19 protein-coding genes and 3 tRNA genes are annotated in these 24076 nt (G+C 62.9%); 4 read left to right on the top strand and 18 right to left on the bottom strand.

The window, feature by feature from the left end:
- The first annotated feature begins 125 nt into the window (after window positions 1–125).
- Entirely contained in the window at window positions 126–1052 is a 927-nt protein-coding gene (locus FJ979_RS25560) for a Gfo/Idh/MocA family oxidoreductase (RefSeq protein ID WP_140584201.1), read from the top strand.
- A 49-nt stretch (window positions 1053–1101) separates the two neighbouring features.
- Here FJ979_RS25560 and FJ979_RS25555 read toward each other — a convergent pair whose 3' ends face one another.
- From FJ979_RS25555 to tuf, 12 genes are all read right to left on the bottom strand, one after another.
- Entirely contained in the window at window positions 1102–1767 is a 666-nt protein-coding gene (locus tag FJ979_RS25555; RefSeq protein ID WP_140584199.1) for an O-methyltransferase, read from the bottom strand.
- 85 nt (window positions 1768–1852) lie between these two features.
- On the bottom strand, window positions 1853–6049 hold the full coding sequence (gene rpoC / locus FJ979_RS25550) for a DNA-directed RNA polymerase subunit beta' (RefSeq protein WP_140561040.1): 4197 nt from the start codon (window positions 6047–6049) through the stop codon (window positions 1853–1855).
- Between the two features lie 135 nt (window positions 6050–6184).
- Window positions 6185–10321, bottom strand: coding sequence for a DNA-directed RNA polymerase subunit beta (gene rpoB, locus FJ979_RS25545; RefSeq protein WP_140501628.1), 4137 nt, complete (start codon window positions 10319–10321; stop codon window positions 6185–6187).
- Window positions 10322–10587: 266 nt separating this feature from the next.
- Window positions 10588–10965: a 50S ribosomal protein L7/L12 gene (gene rplL / locus FJ979_RS25540; RefSeq protein WP_027146630.1), complete on the bottom strand. Its 378-nt coding sequence runs from the start codon at window positions 10963–10965 to the stop codon at window positions 10588–10590.
- Between the two features lie 54 nt (window positions 10966–11019).
- A complete protein-coding gene (gene rplJ, locus FJ979_RS25535) occupies window positions 11020–11538 on the bottom strand; it encodes a 50S ribosomal protein L10 (RefSeq protein WP_140515456.1) in 519 nt (172 codons plus the stop codon).
- A gap of 407 nt (window positions 11539–11945) precedes the next feature.
- Window positions 11946–12644 carry a 50S ribosomal protein L1 gene (rplA, locus tag FJ979_RS25530; protein ID WP_140501624.1) on the bottom strand — a complete coding sequence of 233 codons (699 nt, stop codon included), beginning with the start codon at window positions 12642–12644 and terminating at the stop codon, window positions 11946–11948.
- Between the two features lie 4 nt (window positions 12645–12648).
- On the bottom strand, window positions 12649–13077 hold the full coding sequence (gene rplK, locus FJ979_RS25525; protein WP_140501622.1) for a 50S ribosomal protein L11: 429 nt from the start codon (window positions 13075–13077) through the stop codon (window positions 12649–12651).
- 175 nt (window positions 13078–13252) lie between these two features.
- Entirely contained in the window at window positions 13253–13780 is a 528-nt protein-coding gene (gene nusG, locus FJ979_RS25520; RefSeq protein ID WP_140501620.1) for a transcription termination/antitermination protein NusG, read from the bottom strand.
- Between the two features lie 27 nt (window positions 13781–13807).
- Window positions 13808–14011 (bottom strand): preprotein translocase subunit SecE, encoded by a 204-nt coding sequence (gene secE / locus FJ979_RS25515; RefSeq protein WP_013531408.1) that lies wholly within the window; start codon window positions 14009–14011, stop codon window positions 13808–13810.
- Between the two features lie 400 nt (window positions 14012–14411).
- Window positions 14412–14487, bottom strand: a tRNA-Trp gene (locus FJ979_RS25510).
- Between the two features lie 211 nt (window positions 14488–14698).
- Window positions 14699–15181 carry a group II truncated hemoglobin gene (locus FJ979_RS25505; RefSeq protein ID WP_140525524.1) on the bottom strand — a complete coding sequence of 161 codons (483 nt, stop codon included), beginning with the start codon at window positions 15179–15181 and terminating at the stop codon, window positions 14699–14701.
- A gap of 206 nt (window positions 15182–15387) precedes the next feature.
- Complete coding sequence (gene tuf, locus FJ979_RS25500) at window positions 15388–16563, bottom strand: elongation factor Tu (RefSeq protein ID WP_140515452.1); 1176 nt, start codon at window positions 16561–16563, stop codon at window positions 15388–15390.
- A gap of 293 nt (window positions 16564–16856) precedes the next feature.
- Between tuf and FJ979_RS25495 the strand changes: the two genes are divergently transcribed.
- Window positions 16857–17744, top strand: coding sequence for a DMT family transporter (locus tag FJ979_RS25495; RefSeq protein ID WP_140525525.1), 888 nt, complete (start codon window positions 16857–16859; stop codon window positions 17742–17744).
- Window positions 17745–17981: 237 nt separating this feature from the next.
- Here the strand turns inward: FJ979_RS25495 and FJ979_RS25490 are convergent, their stop codons facing one another.
- A complete protein-coding gene (locus tag FJ979_RS25490) occupies window positions 17982–18239 on the bottom strand; it encodes a GlsB/YeaQ/YmgE family stress response membrane protein (RefSeq protein WP_140525526.1) in 258 nt (85 codons plus the stop codon).
- Window positions 18240–18368: 129 nt separating this feature from the next.
- Here FJ979_RS25490 and FJ979_RS25485 point away from each other — a divergent pair, with 129 nt between their 5' ends.
- Window positions 18369–18827 carry a YidB family protein gene (locus FJ979_RS25485; RefSeq protein ID WP_140584198.1) on the top strand — a complete coding sequence of 153 codons (459 nt, stop codon included), beginning with the start codon at window positions 18369–18371 and terminating at the stop codon, window positions 18825–18827.
- Window positions 18828–18911: 84 nt separating this feature from the next.
- Here FJ979_RS25485 and FJ979_RS25480 read toward each other — a convergent pair.
- Window positions 18912–18985, bottom strand: a tRNA-Gly gene (locus FJ979_RS25480).
- 90 nt (window positions 18986–19075) lie between these two features.
- Window positions 19076–19160, bottom strand: a tRNA-Tyr gene (locus tag FJ979_RS25475).
- A 197-nt stretch (window positions 19161–19357) separates the two neighbouring features.
- Here FJ979_RS25475 and FJ979_RS25470 point away from each other — a divergent pair.
- On the top strand, window positions 19358–20203 hold the full coding sequence (locus FJ979_RS25470) for an RNA methyltransferase (RefSeq protein ID WP_140584196.1): 846 nt from the start codon (window positions 19358–19360) through the stop codon (window positions 20201–20203).
- Window positions 20204–20257: 54 nt separating this feature from the next.
- Here the strand turns inward: FJ979_RS25470 and FJ979_RS25465 are convergent, their stop codons facing one another.
- The 3 genes from FJ979_RS25465 to gcl form a co-directional block, all read right to left on the bottom strand.
- Entirely contained in the window at window positions 20258–21145 is an 888-nt protein-coding gene (locus tag FJ979_RS25465) for a 2-hydroxy-3-oxopropionate reductase (protein WP_140584194.1), read from the bottom strand.
- Window positions 21146–21368: 223 nt separating this feature from the next.
- Window positions 21369–22166 (bottom strand): hydroxypyruvate isomerase, encoded by a 798-nt coding sequence (hyi, locus tag FJ979_RS25455; protein ID WP_140584193.1) that lies wholly within the window; start codon window positions 22164–22166, stop codon window positions 21369–21371.
- Window positions 22167–22187: 21 nt separating this feature from the next.
- A complete protein-coding gene (gene gcl, locus FJ979_RS25450) occupies window positions 22188–23969 on the bottom strand; it encodes a glyoxylate carboligase (RefSeq protein WP_140584191.1) in 1782 nt (593 codons plus the stop codon).
- Between the last annotated feature and the right edge of the window lie 107 nt (window positions 23970–24076).

The raw sequence follows: 24076 nt of genomic DNA, 5'->3' as shown, positions 1-24076 counted from the left end.
CTTCCAACGAGTGAAAGGCCCACGCTGCAGCTCCGGCAAAGACGGAGTTGACCTTTCGGCTTCGGCTTGTCCGGGGCAAGTGTTCTGATAAGAAGCGCTCACCATCATCCACAGACGGAGCGGCCGTGTCCCAGCCCATCAAGATAGGTATTGTCGGTGTCGGCAAGATCGTCCGCGACCAGCACCTTCCGGCGCTCGCCAAGGACCGGGACTACCGGCTGCTCGCCGCTGCCAGCCGGCATGGCAAGGTTGAAGACATCCAGAATTTTCCCGATATCGAGACGATGCTTGGCGCCGTTCCCGAACTCGACGCCGTCTCACTCTGCATGCCGCCGCAATTCCGCTACGCTGCGGCGCGCACCGCGCTCGAGGCGAAGAAGCACGTGTTCCTGGAAAAGCCGCCCGGCGCCACGGTCAGCGAGGTCGAGGACCTGAAGGCGCTGGCGACGAAACAGGGCGTGTCGCTGTTCGCCAGTTGGCATTCGCGCTATGCGCCGGCGGTTGAAGCGGCACGGACTTTTTTGGCCGCGACGCAAATCAAATCAGCGGCAATCGTCTGGAAGGAAGACGTGCGCCGCTGGCACCCGAACCAGGACTGGATCTGGCAGCCAGGCGGCTTCGGCGTCTTCGATCCAGGCATCAACGCGCTGTCGATCGCGACCTACATCCTGCCCGCCATGTACATCACCTCGGCCGCGCTCGACTTCCCGGAGAACCGCGACGCACCGATCGCCGCCCAGGTCGCCTTCCGCGCGGCGAACGGGTCGGCGGTGACGATGGATCTGGATTGGCTCCAGACCGGACCGCAGAGCTGGGACATTCTCGCCGATACCGATGCCGGCAAGATGGTGCTCTCGGGCGGTGGCTCGAAACTCGCCATCGACGGCCGCGTCGACCATGAAGAACCGGAAGCGGAATATCCTGACCTCTACAGGCGTTTCGCCGAAATCGTGCGCGCCGGCACTTCCGATGTCGATCTCGCGCCCCTCCAGCATGTCGCCGACGCCTTCATGCTCGGCAAGCGCAATGTGGTCGAGGCGTTTTTCGACTGACCAGCGACTGTCGCCCGGATCGCGGATCCGGTCCGCCTATCGCAACAACTCAATCGACAATCGCTATGGCGAACCCGTCATAGCCCTTGGCGCCGACAGTCTGGATCGCGGTGCCGTCCAGGCGCTTGTCGCCGCCGATGAAGGAGAACGCCGCGCGTGCACCTTCGACGTTGGCGTCGCGACCATCCTCGTCGAGCACCGTGCCGTCGCGGATGACGTTGTCGCAGACGATGACCGTTCCCGAGCGCGAGAGCCGCATGGCCCAGGAGAGATAGTTGGGGTTGTTAGGCTTGTCGGCGTCGATGAAAACGAGGTCGAACGGCCCGGCGTCTTCGGCCCCCAGCGCAGCGAGCGACTGCAACGCCGGCCCGACCCGCAGATCGACCTGTTCGGAAACCCCTGCCCGCTCGAAATTCGAACGCGCGACCTTGGCGTGGTGCGGATCGAGTTCGAGCGTCACGATTTTTCCGCCGGCCGGCAATCCCCGCGCCATCCAGATGGTGGAATAACCGCCCAGCGTACCAATCTCGAGCACCTTTTTCGCGCCGCGAATGCGCACCAGCAGCGAGAGCAGCTTTCCTTGCGCCGCCGAGACGTCGATCGCCGGCAAGCCACCGTCGCGGTTGGCCGCCAGGACCGCGTCGAGAACGGGATCCGCCTCCAAGAGCGAGGAAACGATGTAGTTATCGACAGCCGTCCAGGTTTTCGTGCTCATCTGCCTTCCTCGATTGTTCGTTGAAACGAAAAAGCCGCCGGGTTGCCCCGGCGGCCTTGTTGCCTGAGATCTCTTGCCGCCGCGCTTATTGCGCGGCGGTTGTCATGTCGGCCAGCATCGGCTCGGCGACTTCGACACCGGAGGCCTTGCGGCGCTCGTCGATGATCAGTTCGTCGCGCGAGGTGGCGATGCGGCGGATCTGGCTCATCGTGCCGCCGGTACCGGCCGGGATCAGCCGGCCGACGATGACGTTTTCCTTCAAGCCCTGCAGCATGTCGGTCTTGCCGGCAACCGCGGCTTCCGTCAGCACCCTGGTCGTCTCCTGGAAGGAGGCGGCCGAGATGAAGGACGGCGTCTGCAGCGAGGCCTTGGTGATGCCGAGCAGCACCGGCTGGCCTTCGGCCGGCTTCTTGCCGTCCTCGACCAGGCGCTCGTTGACCTCTTCCAGTTCGATCACGTCGACGTGGTCGCCCGGAATATAGGTCGAGTCGCCCTGCGTGGTGATCTCGACCTTCTGCAGCATCTGCCGAACGATCACCTCGATGTGCTTGTCGTTGATCGACACGCCCTGCAGACGGTAGACCTCCTGGATCTCGTTGACGAGGTAGGACGCAAGCGCCTCCACGCCCTTGATCGCCAGGATGTCGTGCGGCGCCGGATTGCCGTCGAGGATGTAGTCGCCCTTCTCGATGACGTCGCCGTCCTGGAGATGGAACGGCTTGCCCTTCGGGATCAGGTATTCGACAGGCTCAAGCGTCGAGTCATGCGGCTCGATGATGATGCGGCGCTTGTTCTTGTAGTCGCGGCCAAAGCGGATCGTACCATCGATCTCTGCGATGATGGCGTGATCCTTCGGACGACGGGCCTCGAACAGCTCGGCAACACGCGGCAGACCGCCGGTGATGTCCTTGGTCTTGGCGCTTTCCATCGGGATACGCGCCAGGACGTCGCCGGGGCGAACCTGAGCACCCGGCTCGACCGAGAGAATGGCCTCGACCGAGAGCAGGAAGCGGGCATCGCCGCCCTTCGACAGCTTGCCGACCTTGCCCTTGGCGTCCTGAACCACGATCGCCGGCTTCAGGTCGTTGCCGCGCGGCGTCGAACGCCAGTCGATGACCTCGCGCTTGGTGATGCCGGTCGACTCGTCGGCCGTTTCCTGGACGGAAATGCCGTCGACCAGATCCTCGAACGCCACCTTGCCCTCGATTTCGGTGAGGATGGGGCGGGTGTAAGGATCCCACTCGGCGATGCGCTGGCCGCGCTTCACCTTGTCGCCATCGTCCACGAAGATGCGCGAACCATAGGTGACACGGTGCGTGGCGCGCTCCTTGCCGGCCTCGTCGAGGATCAGCACCGCCATGTTGCGGCCCATGACCATCTGCTGGCCGTCCGAGTTGCGCACCACGTTGCGGTTGCGGATCTCGACCTTGCCCTCATAGGAGGCTTCAAGGAACGAGCTATCCACCACCTGCGCCGTACCGCCCATGTGGAAGGTACGCATGGTGAGCTGGGTGCCCGGCTCGCCGATCGACTGCGCCGCGATAACGCCGACGGCCTCGCCCTGGTTGACCGGGGTGCCCCGGGCCAGATCGCGTCCGTAGCAGACCGCGCAGACGCCGACCCTGACTTCGCAAGTCAGCGCCGAGCGGATGCGGACCGACTGCACGCCGGCCTTCTCGATCTGCTCCACGTCGCGCTCGTCCATCAGCGTTCCGGCCTTGACCAGCAATTCGCCGGTCACCGGATGGTTGATGTCGTCGAGCGCGGTGCGGCCCAGCACGCGCTGGCCGACCGAAGCGACGACCTGACCGGCATCGACGATCGGCTGCATGGTGAGGCCCTTGTCGGTGCCGCAATCCACGGAGTTGACGATGCAGTCCTGCGCCACGTCGACCAGACGACGGGTGAGATAGCCCGAGTTCGCCGTCTTCAAGGCGGTGTCTGCCAGACCCTTGCGGGCGCCGTGGGTCGAGTTGAAGTACTCGAGCACGGTCAGGCCTTCCTTGAAGTTGGAGATGATCGGCGTCTCGATGATTTCACCCGACGGCTTGGCCATCAGGCCGCGCATGCCGGCGAGCTGGCGCATCTGGGTGGGCGAGCCGCGCGCACCGGAGTGCGACATCATGTAGATCGAGTTCATCGGCTTCTGACGACCATTGTCCTCGAACTCGACCGCCTTGATGCGGGCCATCATTTCGTCGGCGACCTTTTCCGAGCACTTGGCCCAGGCGTCGACGACCTTATTGTACTTCTCGCCCTGCGTGATCAGGCCGTCATTGTACTGCTGCTCGTATTCCTTGGCCAAGGCCTCGGTGTCCGACACCAGCTTGATCTTGGTATCCGGAATCAGCATGTCGTCCTTGCCGAACGAAATGCCGGCACGGCAGGCATGGGCGAAACCGAGCGCCATGATGCGATCGCAGAAAATGACCGTCTCCTTCTGACCGCAATGGCGGTAGACGGTGTCGATCATCTTGGAGATGTTCTTCTTGGTCATCTCCTGGTTGGCGGTCTCGTAAGGCACGTTGACGTTCTTCGGCAGAAGCTCGCCGATGATCATGCGGCCAGGCGTGGTGTCGTAGATCTTCGACACGACCTTGCCCTCGGCGTCGACCGAGCGGAAGCGGCCCTTGATCTTGGCGTGCAGGGTCACCGCCTTGGTCTCGAGCGCGTGCTGGAGTTCGCCCATGTCGGCAAACACCATGCCCTCGCCCGGCTCGTTCTGGTTGACGATCGAGAGGTAGTAGAGACCCAGAACCATGTCCTGCGACGGCACGATGATCGGCGCGCCGGAAGCCGGGTGCAGGATGTTGTTGGTTGACATCATCAGCACGCGGGCTTCCAACTGCGCTTCCAGCGACAGCGGCACGTGGACCGCCATCTGGTCGCCGTCGAAGTCGGCGTTGAAGGCCGTGCAGACCAGCGGATGCAGCTGGATCGCCTTGCCTTCGATCAGGATCGGCTCGAACGCCTGGATGCCGAGGCGGTGCAGCGTCGGCGCGCGGTTCAAGAGCACCGGATGCTCGCGGATGACCTCGTCGAGGATATCCCAGACTTCCGGACGCTCCTTCTCGACCAGCTTCTTGGCCTGCTTGACGGTCGAGGAGTAACCCTTGGCGTCGAGGCGGGCGTAGATGAAGGGCTTGAACAGTTCGAGCGCCATCTTCTTGGGCAGGCCGCACTGGTGCAGCTTGAGCTCCGGACCGGTGACGATGACCGAACGGCCGGAATAGTCGACGCGCTTGCCGAGCAGGTTCTGGCGGAACCGGCCCTGCTTGCCCTTGAGCATATCCGACAGCGACTTCAGCGGACGCTTGTTGGCGCCGGTGATGACGCGGCCACGGCGGCCGTTGTCGAACAGCGCGTCGACGGCTTCCTGCAGCATGCGCTTTTCATTGCGCACGATGATGCCGGGGGCACGCAGCTCGATCAGCCGCTTCAGACGGTTGTTGCGGTTGATGACGCGTCGATAGAGATCGTTGAGGTCCGACGTCGCGAAACGTCCGCCGTCCAGGGGGACGAGCGGGCGCAGGTCCGGCGGGATCACCGGAACCACCTTCATGATCATCCATTCCGGACGGTTGCCGGACTCCATGAAGTTCTCGACGACCTTGAGCCGCTTCAGATACTTCTTCTGCTTCAGCTCGGACGTGGTCGAAGCCAGCTCCGAACGCAGGTCGCCGGCGATCTTCTCCAGGTCCATGCCGGCCAGAAGGTCATGAATGGCCTCGGCGCCGATCATGGCGGTGAAGCTATCCTCGCCATATTCGTCGACGGCGATCATGTACTCTTCCTCGCTGAGCAGCTGGTGCTCCTTCAGCGCGGTGAGGCCGGGTTCGGTGACGATGTAGTTCTCGAAGTAGAGGACGCGCTCGATGTCCTTCAGGGTCATGTCGAGCAGCGTGCCGATGCGCGAGGGCAGCGACTTCAGGAACCAGATATGGGCGACGGGTGCCGCCAGCTCGATATGGCCCATGCGCTCGCGGCGAACGCGCGACAGCGTGACTTCGACACCGCACTTTTCGCAGATGACGCCCTTGTACTTCATGCGCTTGTACTTGCCGCACAGGCACTCGTAGTCCTTGATCGGGCCAAAAATGCGCGCGCAGAACAGACCGTCACGCTCCGGCTTGAAGGTGCGGTAGTTGATGGTCTCCGGCTTCTTGATCTCGCCGAACGACCAGGACAGAATCTTCTCAGGGCTGGCGAGCGATATCCGGATGGAATCGAACACCTGCGCCGGCGCCTGGGGATTGAAGAGATTCATGACCTCTTGGTTCATGCCGTTCTCCTTTCGGGGTCCTCGAAAACCCCTTGCATCTGATGCGGGGCAAATGCCCGCTGAGTGGTCGGCCCACCGGCCGAAGAATTTGGTGCACCCGGTCGCGGGAGCCTCTCCCGCGACCGGGTGTCTTGTTTATTCCGCTGCGTCGGGCAGCCGAACCGGGGCTTCGTCGAGCTTGGTGTTCTCCAATTCGACGTTGAGGCCGAGCGACCGCATCTCCTTGACGAGAACGTTGAAGCTCTCGGGAATGCCGGCCTCGAAGGTGTCGTCGCCGCGGACGATCGCCTCGTAGACCTTGGTGCGGCCGGCGACGTCGTCCGACTTCACCGTCAGCATTTCCTGCAGCGTGTAGGCGGCGCCGTACGCTTCCAGCGCCCAGACCTCCATTTCACCGAAGCGCTGGCCGCCGAACTGCGCCTTGCCGCCCAGCGGCTGCTGGGTGACGAGCGAGTACGGACCGATCGAACGCGCGTGGATCTTGTCGTCCACGAGGTGGTGAAGCTTGAGCATGTAGATGTAGCCCATCGTCACCTTGCGATCGAACGGCTCGCCGGTGCGTCCGTCATAGAGCTGCGACTGACCGCTGGTGTGCAGGCCCGCCTGCTCCAGCATGACGTTGATGTCGGCCTCGTGCGCGCCGTCGAACACCGGGGTCGCGATCGAGACGCCGCGGCGCATCTGCTCGCTCAGGCGAACGATGCTCTCGTCGTCATACTCGCGGACCGGCTCATTGCGGTCGTTGGCGGGCATGAAGCTCTCCAGCGTCTTGCGCAGCGGCTTGATGTCGCCGGCAGACTTGTAGGCGTCGATCATCTCGCCGATCTTCCTGCCCATTCCGGCGCAAGCCCAGCCCAGATGCGTTTCCAGGATCTGGCCGACATTCATGCGGCTCGGCACACCCAGCGGGTTGAGCACGATATCGGCATGCGTGCCGTCCTCGAGGAAAGGCATGTCCTCGACCGGAACGATGCGCGACACGACACCCTTGTTGCCGTGACGGCCGGCCATCTTGTCACCCGGCTGCATCTTGCGCTTCACCGCCACGAAGACCTTGACCATCTTCATGACGCCCGGAGGCATTTCGTCGCCGCGCTGCACCTTCTCGACCTTGTCCATGAAGCGCTGTTCGAGTGCCTTCTTGGAATCGTCGTACTGGCCGCGCAGGGCTTCCAGTTCGCTCTGGAGCTTTTCGTTCTCCACGGCGAACTGCCACCACTGCGAACGCGGATACTCGTCGAGCGTGTCCTTCGATAGCGTCGAGCCCTTCTTGAAGCCCTTCGGTCCGGCGATCGCTTCCTTGCCGACGAGCACGTCGGAAAGGCGCGCGTAGACGTTGCGATCCAGGATCGCCTGCTCGTCGTCACGGTCCTTGGCGAGGCGTTCGATCTCCTCGCGCTCGATCGCCATGGCGCGCTCGTCCTTCTCCACACCGTGGCGATTGAACACGCGCACCTCGACGACGGTGCCGAAGGTGCCCGGAGGCATGCGCATCGAGGTGTCGCGCACATCGGATGCCTTTTCGCCGAAGATGGCGCGCAGAAGCTTTTCTTCCGGCGTCATCGGGCTTTCGCCCTTCGGCGTGATCTTGCCGACCAGGATATCGCCCGGCTGCACTTCGGCACCGATATAGACGATGCCGGCTTCATCGAGGTTCTTCAGCGCTTCTTCCGAGACGTTCGGAATGTCGCGCGTGATTTCCTCCGGTCCGAGCTTGGTGTCGCGCGCCATGACCTCGAACTCCTCGATGTGGATCGAGGTGAAGACGTCGTCGGCGACGATGCGCTCGGACAGGAGGATCGAGTCCTCGTAGTTGTAGCCGTTCCACGGCATGAACGCGACCAGCACGTTGCGGCCGAGAGCCAGATCGCCGAGCTCGGTCGAAGGACCGTCCGCGATGATGTCGCCCTTGTTGACCCGGTCGCCCATGCGCACCAGCGGACGCTGGTTGATGCAGGTGTTCTGGTTCGAACGCTGGAACTTCATCAGCCGGTAGATGTCGACGCCGGACTTGCCCGGATCGAGGTCTTCCGTGGCGCGGATGACGATACGCGTCGCGTCCACCTGGTCGACGATGCCGCCGCGGCGGGCGCCGATGGCGGCGCCCGAATCGCGGGCGACGATCGGCTCCATGCCGGTGCCGACGAACGGCGCTTCGGCGCGCACCAGCGGCACGGCCTGGCGCTGCATGTTCGAGCCCATCAGCGCGCGGTTGGCGTCGTCGTTCTCAAGGAACGGGATCAGGGCCGCGGCCACCGACACCATCTGCTTGGGCGAAACGTCCATCAGGTCGACGTTTTCGCGCGGCGCCATCATCACTTCGCCGGCACTGCGGCAAATGACGAATTCGTCGACAAAGCGACCATCCTTGTCGAGCTCGGCATTGGCCTGCGCGACATGGTGCTTGGCCTCTTCCATCGCCGACAGATAGACGACGTCATTGGTCAGCTTGCCGTCGACGATCTTGCGGTACGGGCTCTCGATGAAGCCGTACTTGTTGACGCGCGCGAAGGTGGCGAGCGAGTTGATCAGGCCGATATTCGGGCCTTCCGGCGTCTCGATCGGGCAGATGCGGCCGTAATGCGTCGGGTGCACGTCGCGCACCTCGAAGCCGGCGCGCTCGCGGGTCAGACCACCCGGTCCAAGCGCGGAGAGACGGCGCTTGTGGGTGATCTCCGACAGCGGATTGGTCTGGTCCATGAACTGCGACAGCTGCGAGGAACCGAAGAACTCGCGCACGGCGGCAGCCGCCGGCTTGGCGTTGATCAGGTCCTGCGGCATGACCGTGTCGATCTCGATCGAGGACATACGCTCCTTGATCGCGCGCTCCATGCGCAGCAGGCCGACGCGGTACTGGTTTTCCATCAGCTCGCCGACCGAACGCACGCGGCGATTGCCGAGATTGTCGATGTCGTCGATCTCGCCCTTGCCGTCACGCAGTTCGACCAGCGTCTTGACCACGGCCAGGATGTCGTCCTTGCGCAGCACGCGCACGGTGTCCTCGGCCTTGAGTTCGAGGCGCATGTTCATCTTGACGCGGCCGACGGCGGACAGGTCGTAGCGCTCGCTGTCGAAGAACAGCGAGTTGAACATGGCTTCGGCGGTTTCGAGCGTCGGCGGCTCGCCGGGGCGCATGACACGATAGATGTCGAACAGCGCGTCCTGGCGGCTCTCGTTCTTGTCGACGGCGAGCGTGTTGCGGATGTAGGCGCCGACATTGACGTGATCGATGTCGAGGATCTGGATCTCGTCCTCGCCGGTGCCAAGCAGCACCTTCAGCGTCTTGTCATCGATCTCGTCGCCGGCCTCGAGGAAGATCTCGCCGGTGGCGTAATTGACGATGTCCTCGGCGAGATAGTTGCCGAGCAGGTCCTCGTCGGTCGCCTTGATCGCCTTCAGGCCCTTTTCGCCGAGCTGGCGGGCCTGGCGGGCGGTGATCTTCTTGCCGGCCTCGACAACGACCTCACCCGTGTCGGCGTCGACCAGGTCGCCGACGGCCTTGAGGCCGCGGAAACGATCCACGTTGAACGGAATGCGCCAGTGATCGCCGGCGCGCTTGTAGGTGATCTTGTTGTAGAAGGTCGACAGGATCTCTTCGCCGTCCATGCCGAGCGCCATCAGCAGCGACGTCACCGGAATCTTGCGGCGACGGTCGATGCGGGCGTGCACGACGTCCTTGGAATCGAACTCGATGTCGAGCCACGAACCGCGATAGGGGATGACGCGCGCGGCAAACAGGAGCTTGCCCGACGAGTGCGACTTGCCCTTGTCATGGTCGAAGAAGACGCCCGGCGAGCGGTGCATCTGCGAGACGATGACGCGCTCGGTGCCGTTGACGATGAAGGTGCCGTTCGAGGTCATGAGCGGCATGTCGCCCATGTAGACGTCCTGCTCCTTGATGTCCTTGATCGACTTCGCGCCGGTATCCTCGTCGATATCGAACACGATCAGGCGCAGCGTCACCTTCAGCGGTGCGGCATAGGTGAGGTCGCGCTGACGGCATTCGTCAACGTCGAATTTCGGTCCTTCGAACTCGTACTTCACGAACTCCAGCATCGAGGAGCCGGAAAAATCGGAGATCGGGAAGACCGACTTGAAAACAGCCTGCAGTCCCTCGTCCGGACGTCCGCCCTTGGGCTCGTCCACCATCAGGAACTGGTCATAGGACGCCTTCTGAACCTCGATGAGGTTCGGCATCTCCGCAACTTCCGGGATCTTTCCGAAGAACTTGCGTACGCGTCTGCGGCCATTGAAAGTCTGGGTCTGGGCCATCGTCGCTCCTTAGCTCTAAACTCGGGGCGAGCCTCGCCGCGGCTCGCCTTGCATCCGAACCGCCTGGGCAGCGGCTCTCTGTCTGTTCTCCGGCCCCATTACCAAACTACTTGGCGGCGGCCGGCTAAAACGGGAGAAAACCCGTTTCCTGAGAGCCGGTTTTCGGCCCTCAGGAAAGAGGTTTTCGTGCATCTCGCGCTACGCAGCCTCCCCAGGTCACCCGAGGGAGTGGCGGACGGCGCGAGGCCGTCCGCCGATTGTTACGCTTACTTCAGCTCGACCTTGGCGCCGGCTGCTTCCAGCTGGGCCTTGAACTTGTCGGCGTCGGCCTTGGAAACGGCTTCCTTGACCGGCTTCGGAGCCGCTTCGACCAGGTCCTTGGCTTCCTTGAGGCCAAGGCCGGTGATGGCGCGGACTTCCTTGATGACGTTGATCTTCTGAGCGCCGGCATCGGTGAGGACGACGTCGAATTCCGTCTTTTCCTCGACCGGAGCAGCGGCAGCGGCAGCGCCGCCGGCAGCGGCAACAGCCACGGGAGCAGCAGCCGAAACGCCCCACTTTTCTTCCAGAAGCTTCGACAGCTCAGCCGCCTCAAGGACGGTCAGCTTCGAAAGGTCGTCTACGATCTTTGCGAGATCAGCCATTGTTGTATTCCTTCATAAGGTTCGAACGTGTGTTTGTGATAGCGAGGAACGGCCTCATGCCGCCTCGTCCTTCCGGGCGTAAGCGCCGATGACACGCGCGACCGAAGCCGCGGGCGCATTGACGATCTGGGCGATCCGGGTTGCCGGCGTGGCGATCATGCCAACCAGCCTGGCGCGCAGCTCGTCGAGCGACGGAAGTGTGGCGAGTGCCTTCACACCGTCGGCGTTGAGCGAGGTGGTGCCCATTGCGCCGCCGAGAATGACGAGCTTGTCATTCCCCTTGGCGAAATCGGACGCGACCTTCGGCGCCGCAATCGGATCCTCCGAATAGGCGACCAGCGTCTGTCCCTTGAACAGATCGATGATCGATGCGGAGTCCGTGCCCTGAAGAGCGATTTTGGCGAGACGGTTCTTCGCGACTTTAACGGTGCCACCGGCAGCGCGCATTTTCGACCGGAGGTCGTTCATTTGCGCGACGGTGATACCGGCATAGTGGGCCACGACCACTGAACCCGCGTTCGAGAACGCATCGTTCAGGCCCGTGACGAGTTCGCGTTTTTCCGCTCTGTCCACTGCCTATCTCCAGTTGACCCCCATCCTGCTAACGGGAACATTCCCATTCACGAGGACAGGCGTCGGGTTGCCTTTTGCCGGCCGGGCCATCCAGTAACGGATCTCCCGAACAGCGCTCGAGGATCCTGCCCCCTTTCGCCACATCGCCGGCAAGCCGGACGATGCGCAGACAAAAGGCAAACACGGTTCGAACCTTTCATTGGAGCGCTTGCTCCGTTGTCAGGTCTTCACCCGTCTCATGCAGGCCCACATGAATTAAGGCCCCCCTTTTCAATCAAGGCCGGGCCGCCTGCAATCTCGGACAGGATGTCCGGAAACCTTTCGGCTCCCGGTACCGGGCCCAGAACGATCCAGGCCCGGAATTCACTTACGGATCGGCCCGTTCAGCGGCCGATCCAAACGGTTAATCAGGACGCCGCGAGCGTCGAGACGTCGAGCTTGAGGCCCGGGCCCATCGTCGAGGTGACGGACACCTTCTTGACGTAGTTGCCCTTGGCGCCAGCCGGCTTTGCCTTGGTCACCGCATCGGCGAAGGCGCGGACGTTTTCTTCCAGCGCCTTGACGTCGAACGAGACCTTGCCGACGCCGGCGTGAACGATGCCGGCCTTCTCGACGCGGAACTCCACAGCGCCGCCCTTCGATGCCTTGACGGCGGCCGCGACGTCGGTGGTGACGGTACCGACCTTCGGGTTCGGCATCATGCCGCGCGGGCCGAGCACTTTGCCCAGACGGCCGACGAGCGGCATCATGTCCGGCGTGGCGATGCAGCGATCGAAATCGATCGTGCCCTTCTGGACGATGTCGACCAGGTCCTCCGCGCCGACGATGTCGGCGCCGGCGGCCTTGGCTTCCTCGGCCTTGTCGCCACGGGCGAACACGGCGACGCGGACCGAGCGGCCGGTGCCGTTCGGCAGGTTGACCACGCCGCGGACCATCTGGTCGGCATGGCGAGGATCAACGCCGAGATTCATCGCGACTTCGATCGTCTCGTCAAACTTAACCGTCGAGCGATCCTTGAGCAGCTTCAGCGCGTCACCCAAGGTATAAGCCTTGTTGGGATCGATGCCTTCGCGGGTCTTCGATACACGCTTTGCAATCTTTGCCATGATCTCAGCCCACCACTTCCAGACCCATCGAGCGGGCGGAGCCCTCGACCATGCGCATGGCCGCCTCGACGTCGTTTGCGTTTAGATCCTTCATCTTCTGCTCGGCGATGGCGCGGACCTTGTCGCGGCCGATCGTGCCGGCCTTGACCTTGCCCGGCTCCTTGGAGCCCGACTTCAGGTTAGCGGCCTTCTTCAGGAAGTAGCTCACCGGCGGCGTCTTCATGACGAAGGTGAACGACTTGTCCTGATAGTAGGTGATGACGACCGGAATCGGCGATCCCTTTTCCATTTCCTGGGTCTGCGCGTTGAACGCCTTGCAGAACTCCATGATGTTGATGCCGCGCTGACCAAGCGCCGGGCCGATCGGGGGCGACGGCGTAGCCGAGCCCGCGGCAACCTGGAGCTTGAGCTGGCCTGCAATTTTCTTAGCCATCTCTATTCCTGCCTTTGTCTATGCCGGCCCCTCGATCTGGGAAAACACCGGCTGTTGCAGTCTGGTGGTGCGGTTCCTGCGGCCGGCTAAAGCCGCATTCGCCTCCCACCGTTCTCAGGCCGCGCGTTGCCGCGCCGCCTCCCCTGACCACCGGAACGGCGCCAGGGATTTCGGATCAGCCTTTTTCGACTTGTCCGAATTCCAGATCGACAGGCACGGCGCGCCCGAAGATCGAAACTTCCACCTTGAGCCGCGCCCGCTCCTCGTCCACTTCCTGGACGAAGCCGTTGAAGGACGCGAAGGGGCCATCCGAGACGCGGATCGCCTCGCCGATCTCGAAAGTAACCGAGGGCTTCGGCCGCTCGACGCCTTCCTGCACCTGGTTCAGGATGCGCTGCGCCTCGGCCTCGGTGATCGGCACCGGCTTGGAGTCGCCCAAAAACCCGGTGACCTTCGGCGTGTTCTTGACCAGAGAGAACACGGCGTCGGTCAAGTTGGCCTTCAGGAGCACATAGCCCGGAAAGAACTTGCGCTCGGCGTCGACCTTGCGGCCGCGACGAACCTCGACGACCTTCTCGGTCGGCACGACGATCTGCTCGATATCGGCGGACAGGCCCTTCTGCTTGGCCTTGTTCTCGATGTCCTCGGCGACCTTCTTCTCAAAGTTCGAATAGGCGTGGACGATGTACCAGCGCGTAGTCATTTCACGACTTCTCCGTAATCGCCGGACTTAGCGTCCAATGCCCAGAATCTGTTCGACCGCGAGGCCCATGAGCTGATCGGCGGTGAAGAAAAAGATCATCGCGATCACAGCGAAAGCCAGAACCATCACCGTCGAGATCATCGTTTCGCGTCGCGACGGCCAAGTCACCTTGGCGGTCTCCGCGCGAACCTGCTGGAGAAAGACGAAAGGATTTGTGGTTTTCGAAGCCATATGCCGCTCTGTCTTCAAGACCCGTTGGCCGGGTCTCCTGGATGATCCCGCTGGCCGGGACGTGCCGCCTGGGTCCATTTTCGCGCCGAATCAGCGCAATCATTTCGCCCATGCAAATCAGACGCGTAAAGCCGGCTTCCCAGCTCCACGCGTCGCGTGTCTGTTTCGTCTACATAAAACCGATTCTTGATCCACGCAAGTGGCAAGTGTCCGCTTTATGACCAAACGCCGCCTCGGAACCATCCAGTCGTTCCGTCCCGGCTATGGCGCCCTTATGCCTCAATCAGCCTCATATGGCAAGCCGGTCGCCGATTTTCAAAGGGCAGCCCGCAGAAATATCGTTTCTGATGGCCATTTAGGAAATGGCTGAGTTTTTGTTTTGGCGTGCCATTTCTCGAAATGGCACGGGCAGCAGGGCTCGAACCTACGACCTGCGGTTTTGGAGACCGCCGCTCTACCAACTGAGCTATGCCCGTACACGTGCGCCTCGGCGCAGCAGGGGCTTCCTAAAAGCTTCCGCGCGCTCTGTAAAGAGCGGTTTGCAAGCAAACGCGCCTTCATCCCCTTTCCCGGAAATCGGGATGGTCGACGACCAGCCCGCCGCCATCGATCTCCGGTTTCATGCTCGAGTGCGCCGGCATGCTGTTCGCGGAGATCTTGCCTGCCGGCCCGTGTATCCGTTGGACGCTATTTGGTGTCCGGGACCCGGTAAGGCCCGCCGGGCACGCCCCAGCCCCAGGCCGGCATCGGCTCGGTCTCCGGGTCGCACGTTTCGCCGAGATTGGAATTCATCTTGGCGAGCCGCGATCCCCACTCGACATAGCCCATGAAGGCGGAACGGAACTCCGGATCGTCAGGCAGCCCGACGGCATCCGCGGCATCGGCCAGCAGGTTGATCCAGCGGCGGCGCTGCTCTTCCGTCAAATGCCTGCCGAGATGATGCATGACCATCTCGCGGTGGCCGCCGAATTTTTCGCTGTAGGTTTTCGGCCCGCCGAAAACCTCGCCGATAAAGGCCGCGACATGAGCGGGGTGGTCGGGCGACATATGCTTGAACACCGGCCCGACGACCGGATCCTGCGCCACCTTGTCATAGAAGGTCTGCGTCAGCCGGTTGAGCGCTTCGCTGCCGCCGGCCCATTCGTAGAGTGTGGGAACATCCTGGCTCATACTTGACCTCCGCCCAGCGCCGCCTGCAGCGACGATAGCGGAAAAATCGAGCAAGCCTCAACCTGCCTCGATGGCCAGTTCGATGAACGCGGCTACCGTTCGACCGCGTGTCGGCCCCGGCATGCCAACGCTGACCTTCGGTCGCCGACAAAAAGGGCGGCCCGAGGACCGCCCTTCCTTCTCGATCCGGCTGATGCCGGTGTCGATTACTCTTTGATGGTGACGACGATGCCGGCACCGACGGTGCGGCCGCCTTCACGGATGGCGAAGCGCAGCTTCTCTTCCATGGCGATCGGCACGATCAGCTCGACGTCGACCGTGATGTTGTCGCCGGGCATCACCATCTCGGTGCCGGCCGGCAGCGACACGATGCCGGTCACGTCAGTGGTGCGGAAGTAGAACTGCGGACGGTAGTTGGTGAAGAACGGCGTGTGACGGCCGCCCTCGTCCTTGGTCAGGATGTAGGCTTCGGCCACGAACTTCTTGTGCGGCTTCACCGAACCGGGCTTGGCCAGAACCTGGCCGCGCTCGACACCTTCACGGTCGACACCGCGCAGCAGCGCGCCGATGTTGTCGCCCGCCTGGCCCTGGTCGAGCAGCTTGCGGAACATCTCGACGCCCGTGCAGGTCGTCTTGGTGGTCGGACGGATGCCGATGATCTCCAGCTCCTCGCCGACCTTGACCACGCCGCGCTCGACGCGACCGGTCACGACCGTGCCGCGGCCCGAGATCGAGAACACGTCCTCGATCGGCATCAGGAACGGCTTGTCCAGCGGACGAACAGGCGTCGGGATGTAGGCGTCGACCTGAGCCATCAGCTCGCGGATCGCGTCCTCGCCGATCTTCTTGTCCGAATCTTCCAGAGCCGCCAGCGCCGAACCCTTGACGATCGGAATGTCGTCGCCGGGGAACTCGTTCTTGGTCAGCAATTCGCGAACCTCGAGCTCGACCAGCTCAAGCAGCTCGGCGTCGTCGACCTGGTCGACCTTGTTCAAGAACACCACGATCGACGGCACGCCGACCTGCCGGGCCAAAAGGATGTGCTCGCGCGTCTGCGGCATCGGGCCGTCGGCGGCCGACACAACCAGGATCGCGCCGTCCATCTGCGCCGCACCCGTGATCATGTTCTTCACATAGTCGGCGTGGCCGGGGCAGTCGACATGGGCGTAGTGGCGGTTCTCCGTCTCGTACTCAACGTGAGCCGTCGAAATCGTGATGCCGCGCGCCTTCTCTTCCGGCGCCGCGTCAATCTGGTCATAGCGCTTGTATTCGCCAAAATACTTGGTGATCGCTGCCGTCAAAGACGTCTTGCCATGATCAACGTGGCCAATCGTGCCGATGTTCACATGCGGCTTGGTGCGCTCGAATTTACCTTTTGCCATAGTCTCTTTCCTTGGACGGCCTGGACCTTCAGTTCAGTCGAATGCGGGGCGATTAGCGACAAAGGCCAAAAAACACAAGCGTCTTTTGCCCGGGCGCCTTCTCACTCGGTCCGAACCCGTGATCCGATTGCGGGGATATGGCGCTGATATAGGAACGTGCCGCATGAAATGGAATGGCCTAAACCCCTGCGCAATCGCGCCGGCCTCCCGCGCCCCGCTCGTCGGTCGCTGTCGGATTTGTCGGCGCTTCATGGCCCATTGCGGCGGTGTTCCCGCTCTGATTTCCTGCACCGATGCATTTCATCCCGACAGCCGTTCGCGGCCCCCTGTTCATGATCGTCTCGACCGGGTCGTATCTCATCAACGATACGATGATGAAGCTCGCCACGGCGGGCCTGCCGTCCTATGAAGTGCTGTTCCTGCGCGGCGCAGCGGCAGCGCTCTGGGGCTTTCCGCTGCTGCTTGCGCTTGGTTATGGCAAACAGATCCCGCTGATCTTCGACAAGCGCGTGCTGCACCGCAACCTGCTCGAACTGGCCGCCATCCTTTGTTACGTCGTGGCGCTCGCCAACATGCAGATCGCCGATTCCACCGCCCTCGGACAGGTCACGCCGCTCTTGATGCTGGTCGGCTCCTCCATCCTGTTCGGCGAGCGGATCGGCGGCCAGCGCATGGCGCTGATCGGTCTCGGCTTCATCGGCGCGCTGATGGTGGCGCAACCGACCATGCAGGGCATCTCGGTCTACGCCTTGCTGGCGCTTGGCAATGCGGCATTGTCGGCCGCGCGCGATCTCACCGGCAGGCGGGTTCCGGCCGAGGTGCCGGGAATGATCGTGGCGATCTCCGCCGTCGTCGTGGTGCTGATCGGCGCCGGTGCGGCACACCTGGTTTCAGAGCGCTGGATCATGCCCGGAGCACATCATTTGCTGCTCATGGCCGGAGCCGGGTTTTTCCTGATCTTCGGCCATTTCTTCATCTTCATGGCCTATCGCGTCGGGCCGACCAGCGCGGTGGCGCCGTTCTACTACTGCTTCACCGTCTGGGCGATGATTTCGGGCCTGCTGGTGTTCGGACAATTCCCGAACGCGCTGGCGATCTGCGGCATCCTTCTGGTTGTCGGCAGCGGACTGGCCATCGTCTCGCTCGACCAGCGCAGGCGCCGGCTGACTGTCGTCGCCTAAGTCGGCTCCAGTTGCGGCCGATTATCGCCGGGGGTCTCGCCGCAAGCTCAACACGCTGTCCGCGATATCCTCAAGAGGGTCAGATAAGACGCGCCAGACGGCGCTCCGCGGTGGCAAACACCGCCGATGAAGGACAGGACGGGCGCATGACCCGAGTGCGGGATCCGGTTTCGGGGAAGCTCATGCACGAGCGGACAGGTAGAAATCCCATCCCGAACTATCGGAATGGGACTGGTGCTAAATCGGCCGCTTGCCGGCGAACTGGTGGTAGGCCCACAACACGACCACGGCGCCCACCACCGCGACGATCAGGCTGTATATGTTGAGACCGGTCACGCCCGACGCGCCGAAAGCGCTGAAGATCAGGCCGCCGACAATGGCGCCGACAATGCCGAGCACGATATCCATGATCATGCCCTGGCCGCTCTTGTTGACGATCTTGCTGCCAAGAAAGCCGGCGATGACTCCCAGAATAATCCAGCTGATGATTGACATTTTTCCTCTCCAATCCCCTGCCGCGTCCATCATTTTCATATGATTGTCAAAAGCTCAAGCCAGCTTGAAATTCCGCCCGTTTGCGTCATTGTGAGGATGGGACGGGCTTGGTTGACAAGGAGATCCACGATGGGACTGTTTGACAATGCCGTTCCGGGCGGCAACATCACCAAACCCCTGATGATCGCGCTTGGCGCGCTGCTGGTCGGAAAGATGCTCAGCGGCAGGAGTGCCGAACAGCCGGAGCAACCCCAAGCTCCCGTACCGGCCGAGCCCGGTGAAACCACGGCCGGCGATGGCGGCCTGCTTGGCGGACTGGGCGGCCTGCTCGACAAATTGAAGAACTCCGGCCACGGCAACGTCGCTGATTCCTGGGTCGGCACCGGCCAGAACCAGCCGATCAACGCCAACGACCTGGGCAACGCGATCGGACCGCAGGTCATCCGCGAGATCGCGCAACGGACGGGACTCGACGAGCAGGAACTGCTCAAGCAATTGAGCACGGCCTTGCCTGGCATCGTCGACAAGCTGACGCCGAACGGCCAGGTGCCGCAGCAACACCAGGTCGCGTCGGCCTTCAACAGCTGAAGCGAGCGGACTGCCATCCTCTGCAGCGCTGCGCGACCTGGCCGTGCAGCGTTTCAGCTTACCGATGGCATGGGGTTGGAAATCTGGAGCGGGTAGCGGGAATCGAACCCGCATATTCAGCTTGGAAGGCTGCTGCTCTACCACTGAGCTATACCCGCGCCGTGCACTGAAGTACCGGATTCCACGGAAAAGCGCCATGCGCTTTTCGCCTCCGATGCTTTCACGTTTCAGGGCTTCCGGGCCGGCAGTGGTGGAGAGGGTTGGATTCGAACCAACGTAGGCTAAGCCAACGGATTTACAGTCCGTCCCCTTTAACCACTCGGGCACCTCTCCAGTCTGCCGCCGGAGCCATGCAACGAGGCATTCTTGCCGATCCGGACCCGAGTATCACTTCTCCGAAATCAGCGAAGCGCCTTATGGCGGCAAGGCCAGTGGGTGTCAACCGCGTGGGAAGGGTTTTTCGATGTTGTTCGCCGGCTGCGGCGACGGGCCATATCCCTGGCCGCCGGAGACCGCTATAGAAGCCGGCCATGAGCAACAAGACCGGCACCCCGAAAGACACCCACTACGCCAAGCTGCGTCGTGCACACCGCGACGAAAAGAGCGGCGGCGCGCCGGCATTCCGGCCGCGCCAGCCCATGCCGCCGGGCGAGAACGCAGCCGACGGGCTGGTGCGGCTCTATGGCCTGCATACGGTGCGCGCGGCGCTCGACAATCCGCGCCGCAAGATCCGGAAAATGCTGGTGACGCGCAATGCCGCCGAGCGGCTGGGACTGGCCGACCTCGCGGCCCTGCCCTTCAAGGCGGAGTTGGTCGAACCCAGGGACATCGACAAGATCACGGGTTCGGATGCCGTGCACCAAGGCGCGTTGATCGAGGCCGAGCCGCTGAAGCCCAAGCGCCTCGACGCTCTCGGCAATACAAAGCTGGTGCTGGTGCTCGACCAGATCACCGATCCGCACAATGTCGGCGCCATCCTACGCTCGGCGGTCGCCTTCGATGCCGGCGCGCTGATCACCACGGCGCGCCACAGCCCGCAGGAATCGGGCGTGCTGGCGAAATCAGCCTCGGGCGCGCTCGAACATATCGACCAGATCGAGGTGAAGAACCTGGCCGACGCGCTCGCGCAACTGCACGAGGCCGGCTTCCAGACAATCGGTCTCGATTCGGACGGCCCGGCCGAACTCGAAACGAGCTTTGCCGGCGACAAGCTTGCCCTGGTGCTGGGCGCGGAAGGCAAGGGCCTGCGCCAGAAGACGCGCGAGACGGTGACGACACTGGCTCGCCTCGACATGCCCGGCGCCATCCGCTCGCTCAACGTGTCGAACGCGGCGGCGGTAAGCCTTTATGCGGCACGGAAATTCTTGAGGCAGTAGGGCAGTACGGCAGTAGGGTTTCCAAATCGGCCGGAACGGGCGGCTCCTACTGCCCTACTGCCCTACCTCATGCCCGGCCATCCGCTCCAGCGCCCTGACCAGGGCCGAGTGATCCTCCCTGGCGCCGCCATTGGCGGTGCAGGAATTGAACAGTTGCTGGGTGGTCGACGTGTTGGGCAGGGGGACGCCGAGCGCCCTTGCGCCTTCCAGGGCGAGGTTGAGATCCTTCTGGTGCAGTTCGATGCGGAAACCCGGCGCGAAGGTGCGCCTGACCATGCGTTCGCCATGCACTTCGAGGATGCGCGAGGCGGCCAACCCGCCCATCAGCGCCTGCCTGACCTTGGCGGGGTCGGCGCCGGCTTTTGAAGCAAAAACAAGCGCTTCGGCGACGGCTTCAATGGTCAGCGCGACGACGATCTGGTTGGCGACCTTGGTGGTCTGGCCGACGCCGTTCGGTCCGACCAGGGTGATGTTCTTGCCCATCTTCTCGAAAACGGGCCTGGCGCGCTCGAAGGCCTTCTCCTCGCCGCCGACCATGATGGTCAGCGATGCGGCCTTGGCTCCCACCTCGCCGCCCGAGACCGGCGCATCGAGATAGTCGCAGCCCAGTTCGTTGATTTTTTTGGCGAAGGCCTTGGTCTCGATCGGCGAGATCGAGCTCATGTCGATGACCAATTTGCCTTTGGAAAGACCTGATGCGACGCCGTTGTCGCCGAACAGCACCTCGGCCACCTGCGGTGTGTCGGGCACCATGATGATGATGATATCGGCGGCCTTCGCCACGGCGGCGTGGCCGGTGACCGACTTCAGGCCCCTGGCGACGAGATCGGCCCGCGGTTTGGAGCGATGGTCGCTGGCGATCACCGTGTAGCCGGCGTCCAGCAAATGTCCCGCCATCGGCGCGCCCATGATGCCAAGGCCGATGAAGCCGATGGTTTCCATTGTGGTTCTCCGTCTTGTTGAGGTTGCGTTCCTTCACGCCCCCCTCTGGCCTGCCGGCCATCTCCCCCACAGGTGGGGAGATTGGCAGTTTCGGCGCTGGCCCCAACTTTCCCGGTTCAAAATTTAGCGAAGCCGCCGGTGACATCCAACCTCCGCCCTTGGTGGGGGAGATGGCCGACAGGCCAGAGGGGGGCGTGAAGGAACGCGAGTTCGATTTCGACGGCTAAGCCGCGGCACTTCCCTGCCCGGCCAGCTCCCTTAACCAACCCAGCCCTTGCTCGGTCCCCGCCTTCGGCTTGTATTCCGCCCCGACCCAGCCGGAATAACCAATGCGGTCGATGTGCTCGTAGAGGAAGGGATAGTTGATCTCGCCTGTCCCCGGCTCGTGACGGCCGGGATTGTCCGCAAGCTGGATATGCGCGATGCGGCCGAGGTTTGCCTCCATGGTACGGGCGAGATCCCCCTCCATGATCTGTATGTGGTAGATGTCGTATTGCAGGAACAGGTTCTTCGAGCCGACGCGGTCGATCAGCGCCAGCGCCTGGTCGGAATAATTGAGGAAGAAGCCTGGAATGTCGCGCGTGTTGATCGGCTCGATCAGCAATTTGATACCGGCCTGCTCCAGTTTCTCCGCCGCGAAGGCGAGGTTCTCGGCAAAGACATCCTCGAGCACCTTGCGGTCGACACCGGCGGGCGCGATGCCGGCCAGGCAATTGACCTGTGAGCAGCCGAGCGCCTGCGCATAGGTGATCGCCTTGGCGATGCCCTGGCGGAATTCCGGCACTCGGTCCGGCAAAACGGCGATACCGCGCTCGCCCTTGCCCCAATCGCCCGCCGGCAGGTTGAACAGCACCTGTGTCAGGCCGTTCTTCTTCAGCCGCGCGGCCACCACCTCGGGGGCATGGTCGTAGGGGCCTATATATTCGACGCCTTTGAAGCCCGCGCGGGCAGCTGCGTCAAAACGTTCGAGGAAGTCATGCTCGCCAAAGAGCATCGAAAGATTGGCTGAAAAACGCGGCATTCTTTTTGTCCTTCTTCCGTCCTAGTCGAGCATCACGATCGCTGTCGGGGCATCCTCTTGGTGTTCGGCAAGGTCTTCGAATTCGGTGATCTTGTCGATCTCGGTGCCCATCGAGATATTGGTGACGCGTTCGAGGATGAATTCGAGCACTACGGGAACCTGATGCTCCTTCATCAGCCGCTGCGCCTCCTTGAAGGCACCGGCGAATTCTTCCGGTTTGCGCACCCTGACCGCCTTGCAGCCCATCGCCTCGGCAACAGCGACGTGGTCGACGCCGTAGCCGGCCTCGGGATCGTCCGATCGGTTGATATTCTCGAAAGCAAGGCTGACCTCGTAATCCATCGAGAAGCCGCGCTGCGCCTGGCGGATCAGGCCGAGATAGGCATTGTTCACGACGACGTGGATGTAGGGCAGCCTGTGCTGCGCGCCGACCGCCAGTTCTTCGATCATGAACTGGAAGTCATAGTCGCCCGACAGCGCCACGATGGTGCGGTCGGGATCGGCGGCGCGCACGCCAAGGGCTGCCGGCAGTGTCCAGCCGAGCGGGCCGGCCTGGCCGCAATTGATCCAGTTGCGCGGCTTGTAGACATGCAGGAACTGCGCGCCGGCGATCTGCGACAGGCCGATCGTGGTGACGTAGGTGACGTCGCGCCCGAACGCCTTGTTCATCTCCTCATAGACGCGCTGCGGCTTGAGCGGCACCTGGTCGAAATGCGTCTTGCGCTTCATGGTCTTCTTGCGGCCTTGGCATTCCTTCGCCCAGCCCGACCAGTCGCGCAGTCTTCCGGCCGTTTTCCATTCGGTAGCGACGTCGAGCAGTATCTTCAGTGCGGCACCCGCATCCGAGACGACGCCGAGATCTGGTGCGAACACGCGGCCGATCTGCGTCGGCTCGATGTCGACATGGATGAACTTTTTTCCCTTGGTGTAGACATCGACCGAACCGGTGTGGCGGTTTGCCCAGCGGTTGCCGATGCCGAACACGAAGTCGGCCTCGAGCATCGTTGCGTTCCCGTAGCGGTGCGATGTCTGCAGCCCACACATGCCCGCCATCAGCCGATGGTCGTCGGGGATCGCGCCCCAGCCCATTAGCGTCGGGATGACCGGCACGCCCGTGATTTCGGCGAACTCGATCAACAGGTCCGACGCATCGGCATTGATGATGCCGCCGCCGGCGACGATCAGCGGCTTTTCGGCGGCGTTGAGCATCGCCAGAGCCTTTTCGGCCTGGGCGCGCGTCATCGCCGGCTTGAACGGCGCGAGCGGCTCATAGGCGTCGATGTCGAACTCGATCTCGGCCAATTGGACGTCGACCGGCAGGTCGATCAGCACCGGTCCCGGGCGCGAAGACCTCATCAGGTGGAATGCCTTCTGCAGCGCCATCGGCACGAGATAAGGCTCCATGACGGTGACCGCCCATTTGGCGACGGGCGACGCGATAGCGGCGATGTCGACGGCCTGGAAATCCTCCTTGTTCAGCCGCGCCCGCGGCGCCTGGCCGGTGATGCAGAGGATCGGGATGGAATCGGCTGCGGCCGAGTAGAGCCCGGTGATCATGTCGGTGCCTGCCGGGCCTGACGTGCCGATGCAGAGCCCGATATTGCCTGCCTTGGCCCTGGTGAAGCCTTCGGCCATGTGCGAGGCGCCCTCGACATGACGGGCCAGCACATGGCGGATGGTGCCCCTCGCCTTCAGGGCCGAGTAGAGCGGATTGATCGCCGCTCCCGGCACGCCGAAGGCGCAGGCGATGCCTTCCTTTTCGAAAACGAGAACCGCAGCATCGACAGCGCGCATCCTGGCCATTGTTCCGGCCTCCACAGGGTTGTGATTGTTGGATGACTGAGAATGTCAGCAAGCCGGCTATTTTTCAATTTTTTCAGAATATTTTTTCATTTCTGGGAAGCTGCCGT

The organism is Mesorhizobium sp. B1-1-6 (assembly GCF_006443035.1).
Taxonomy (GTDB): domain Bacteria; phylum Pseudomonadota; class Alphaproteobacteria; order Rhizobiales; family Rhizobiaceae; genus Mesorhizobium.
The sequence above is the reverse complement of the archived record's forward strand: the minus strand, read 5'-3'. Positions and strand labels throughout refer to the sequence as shown.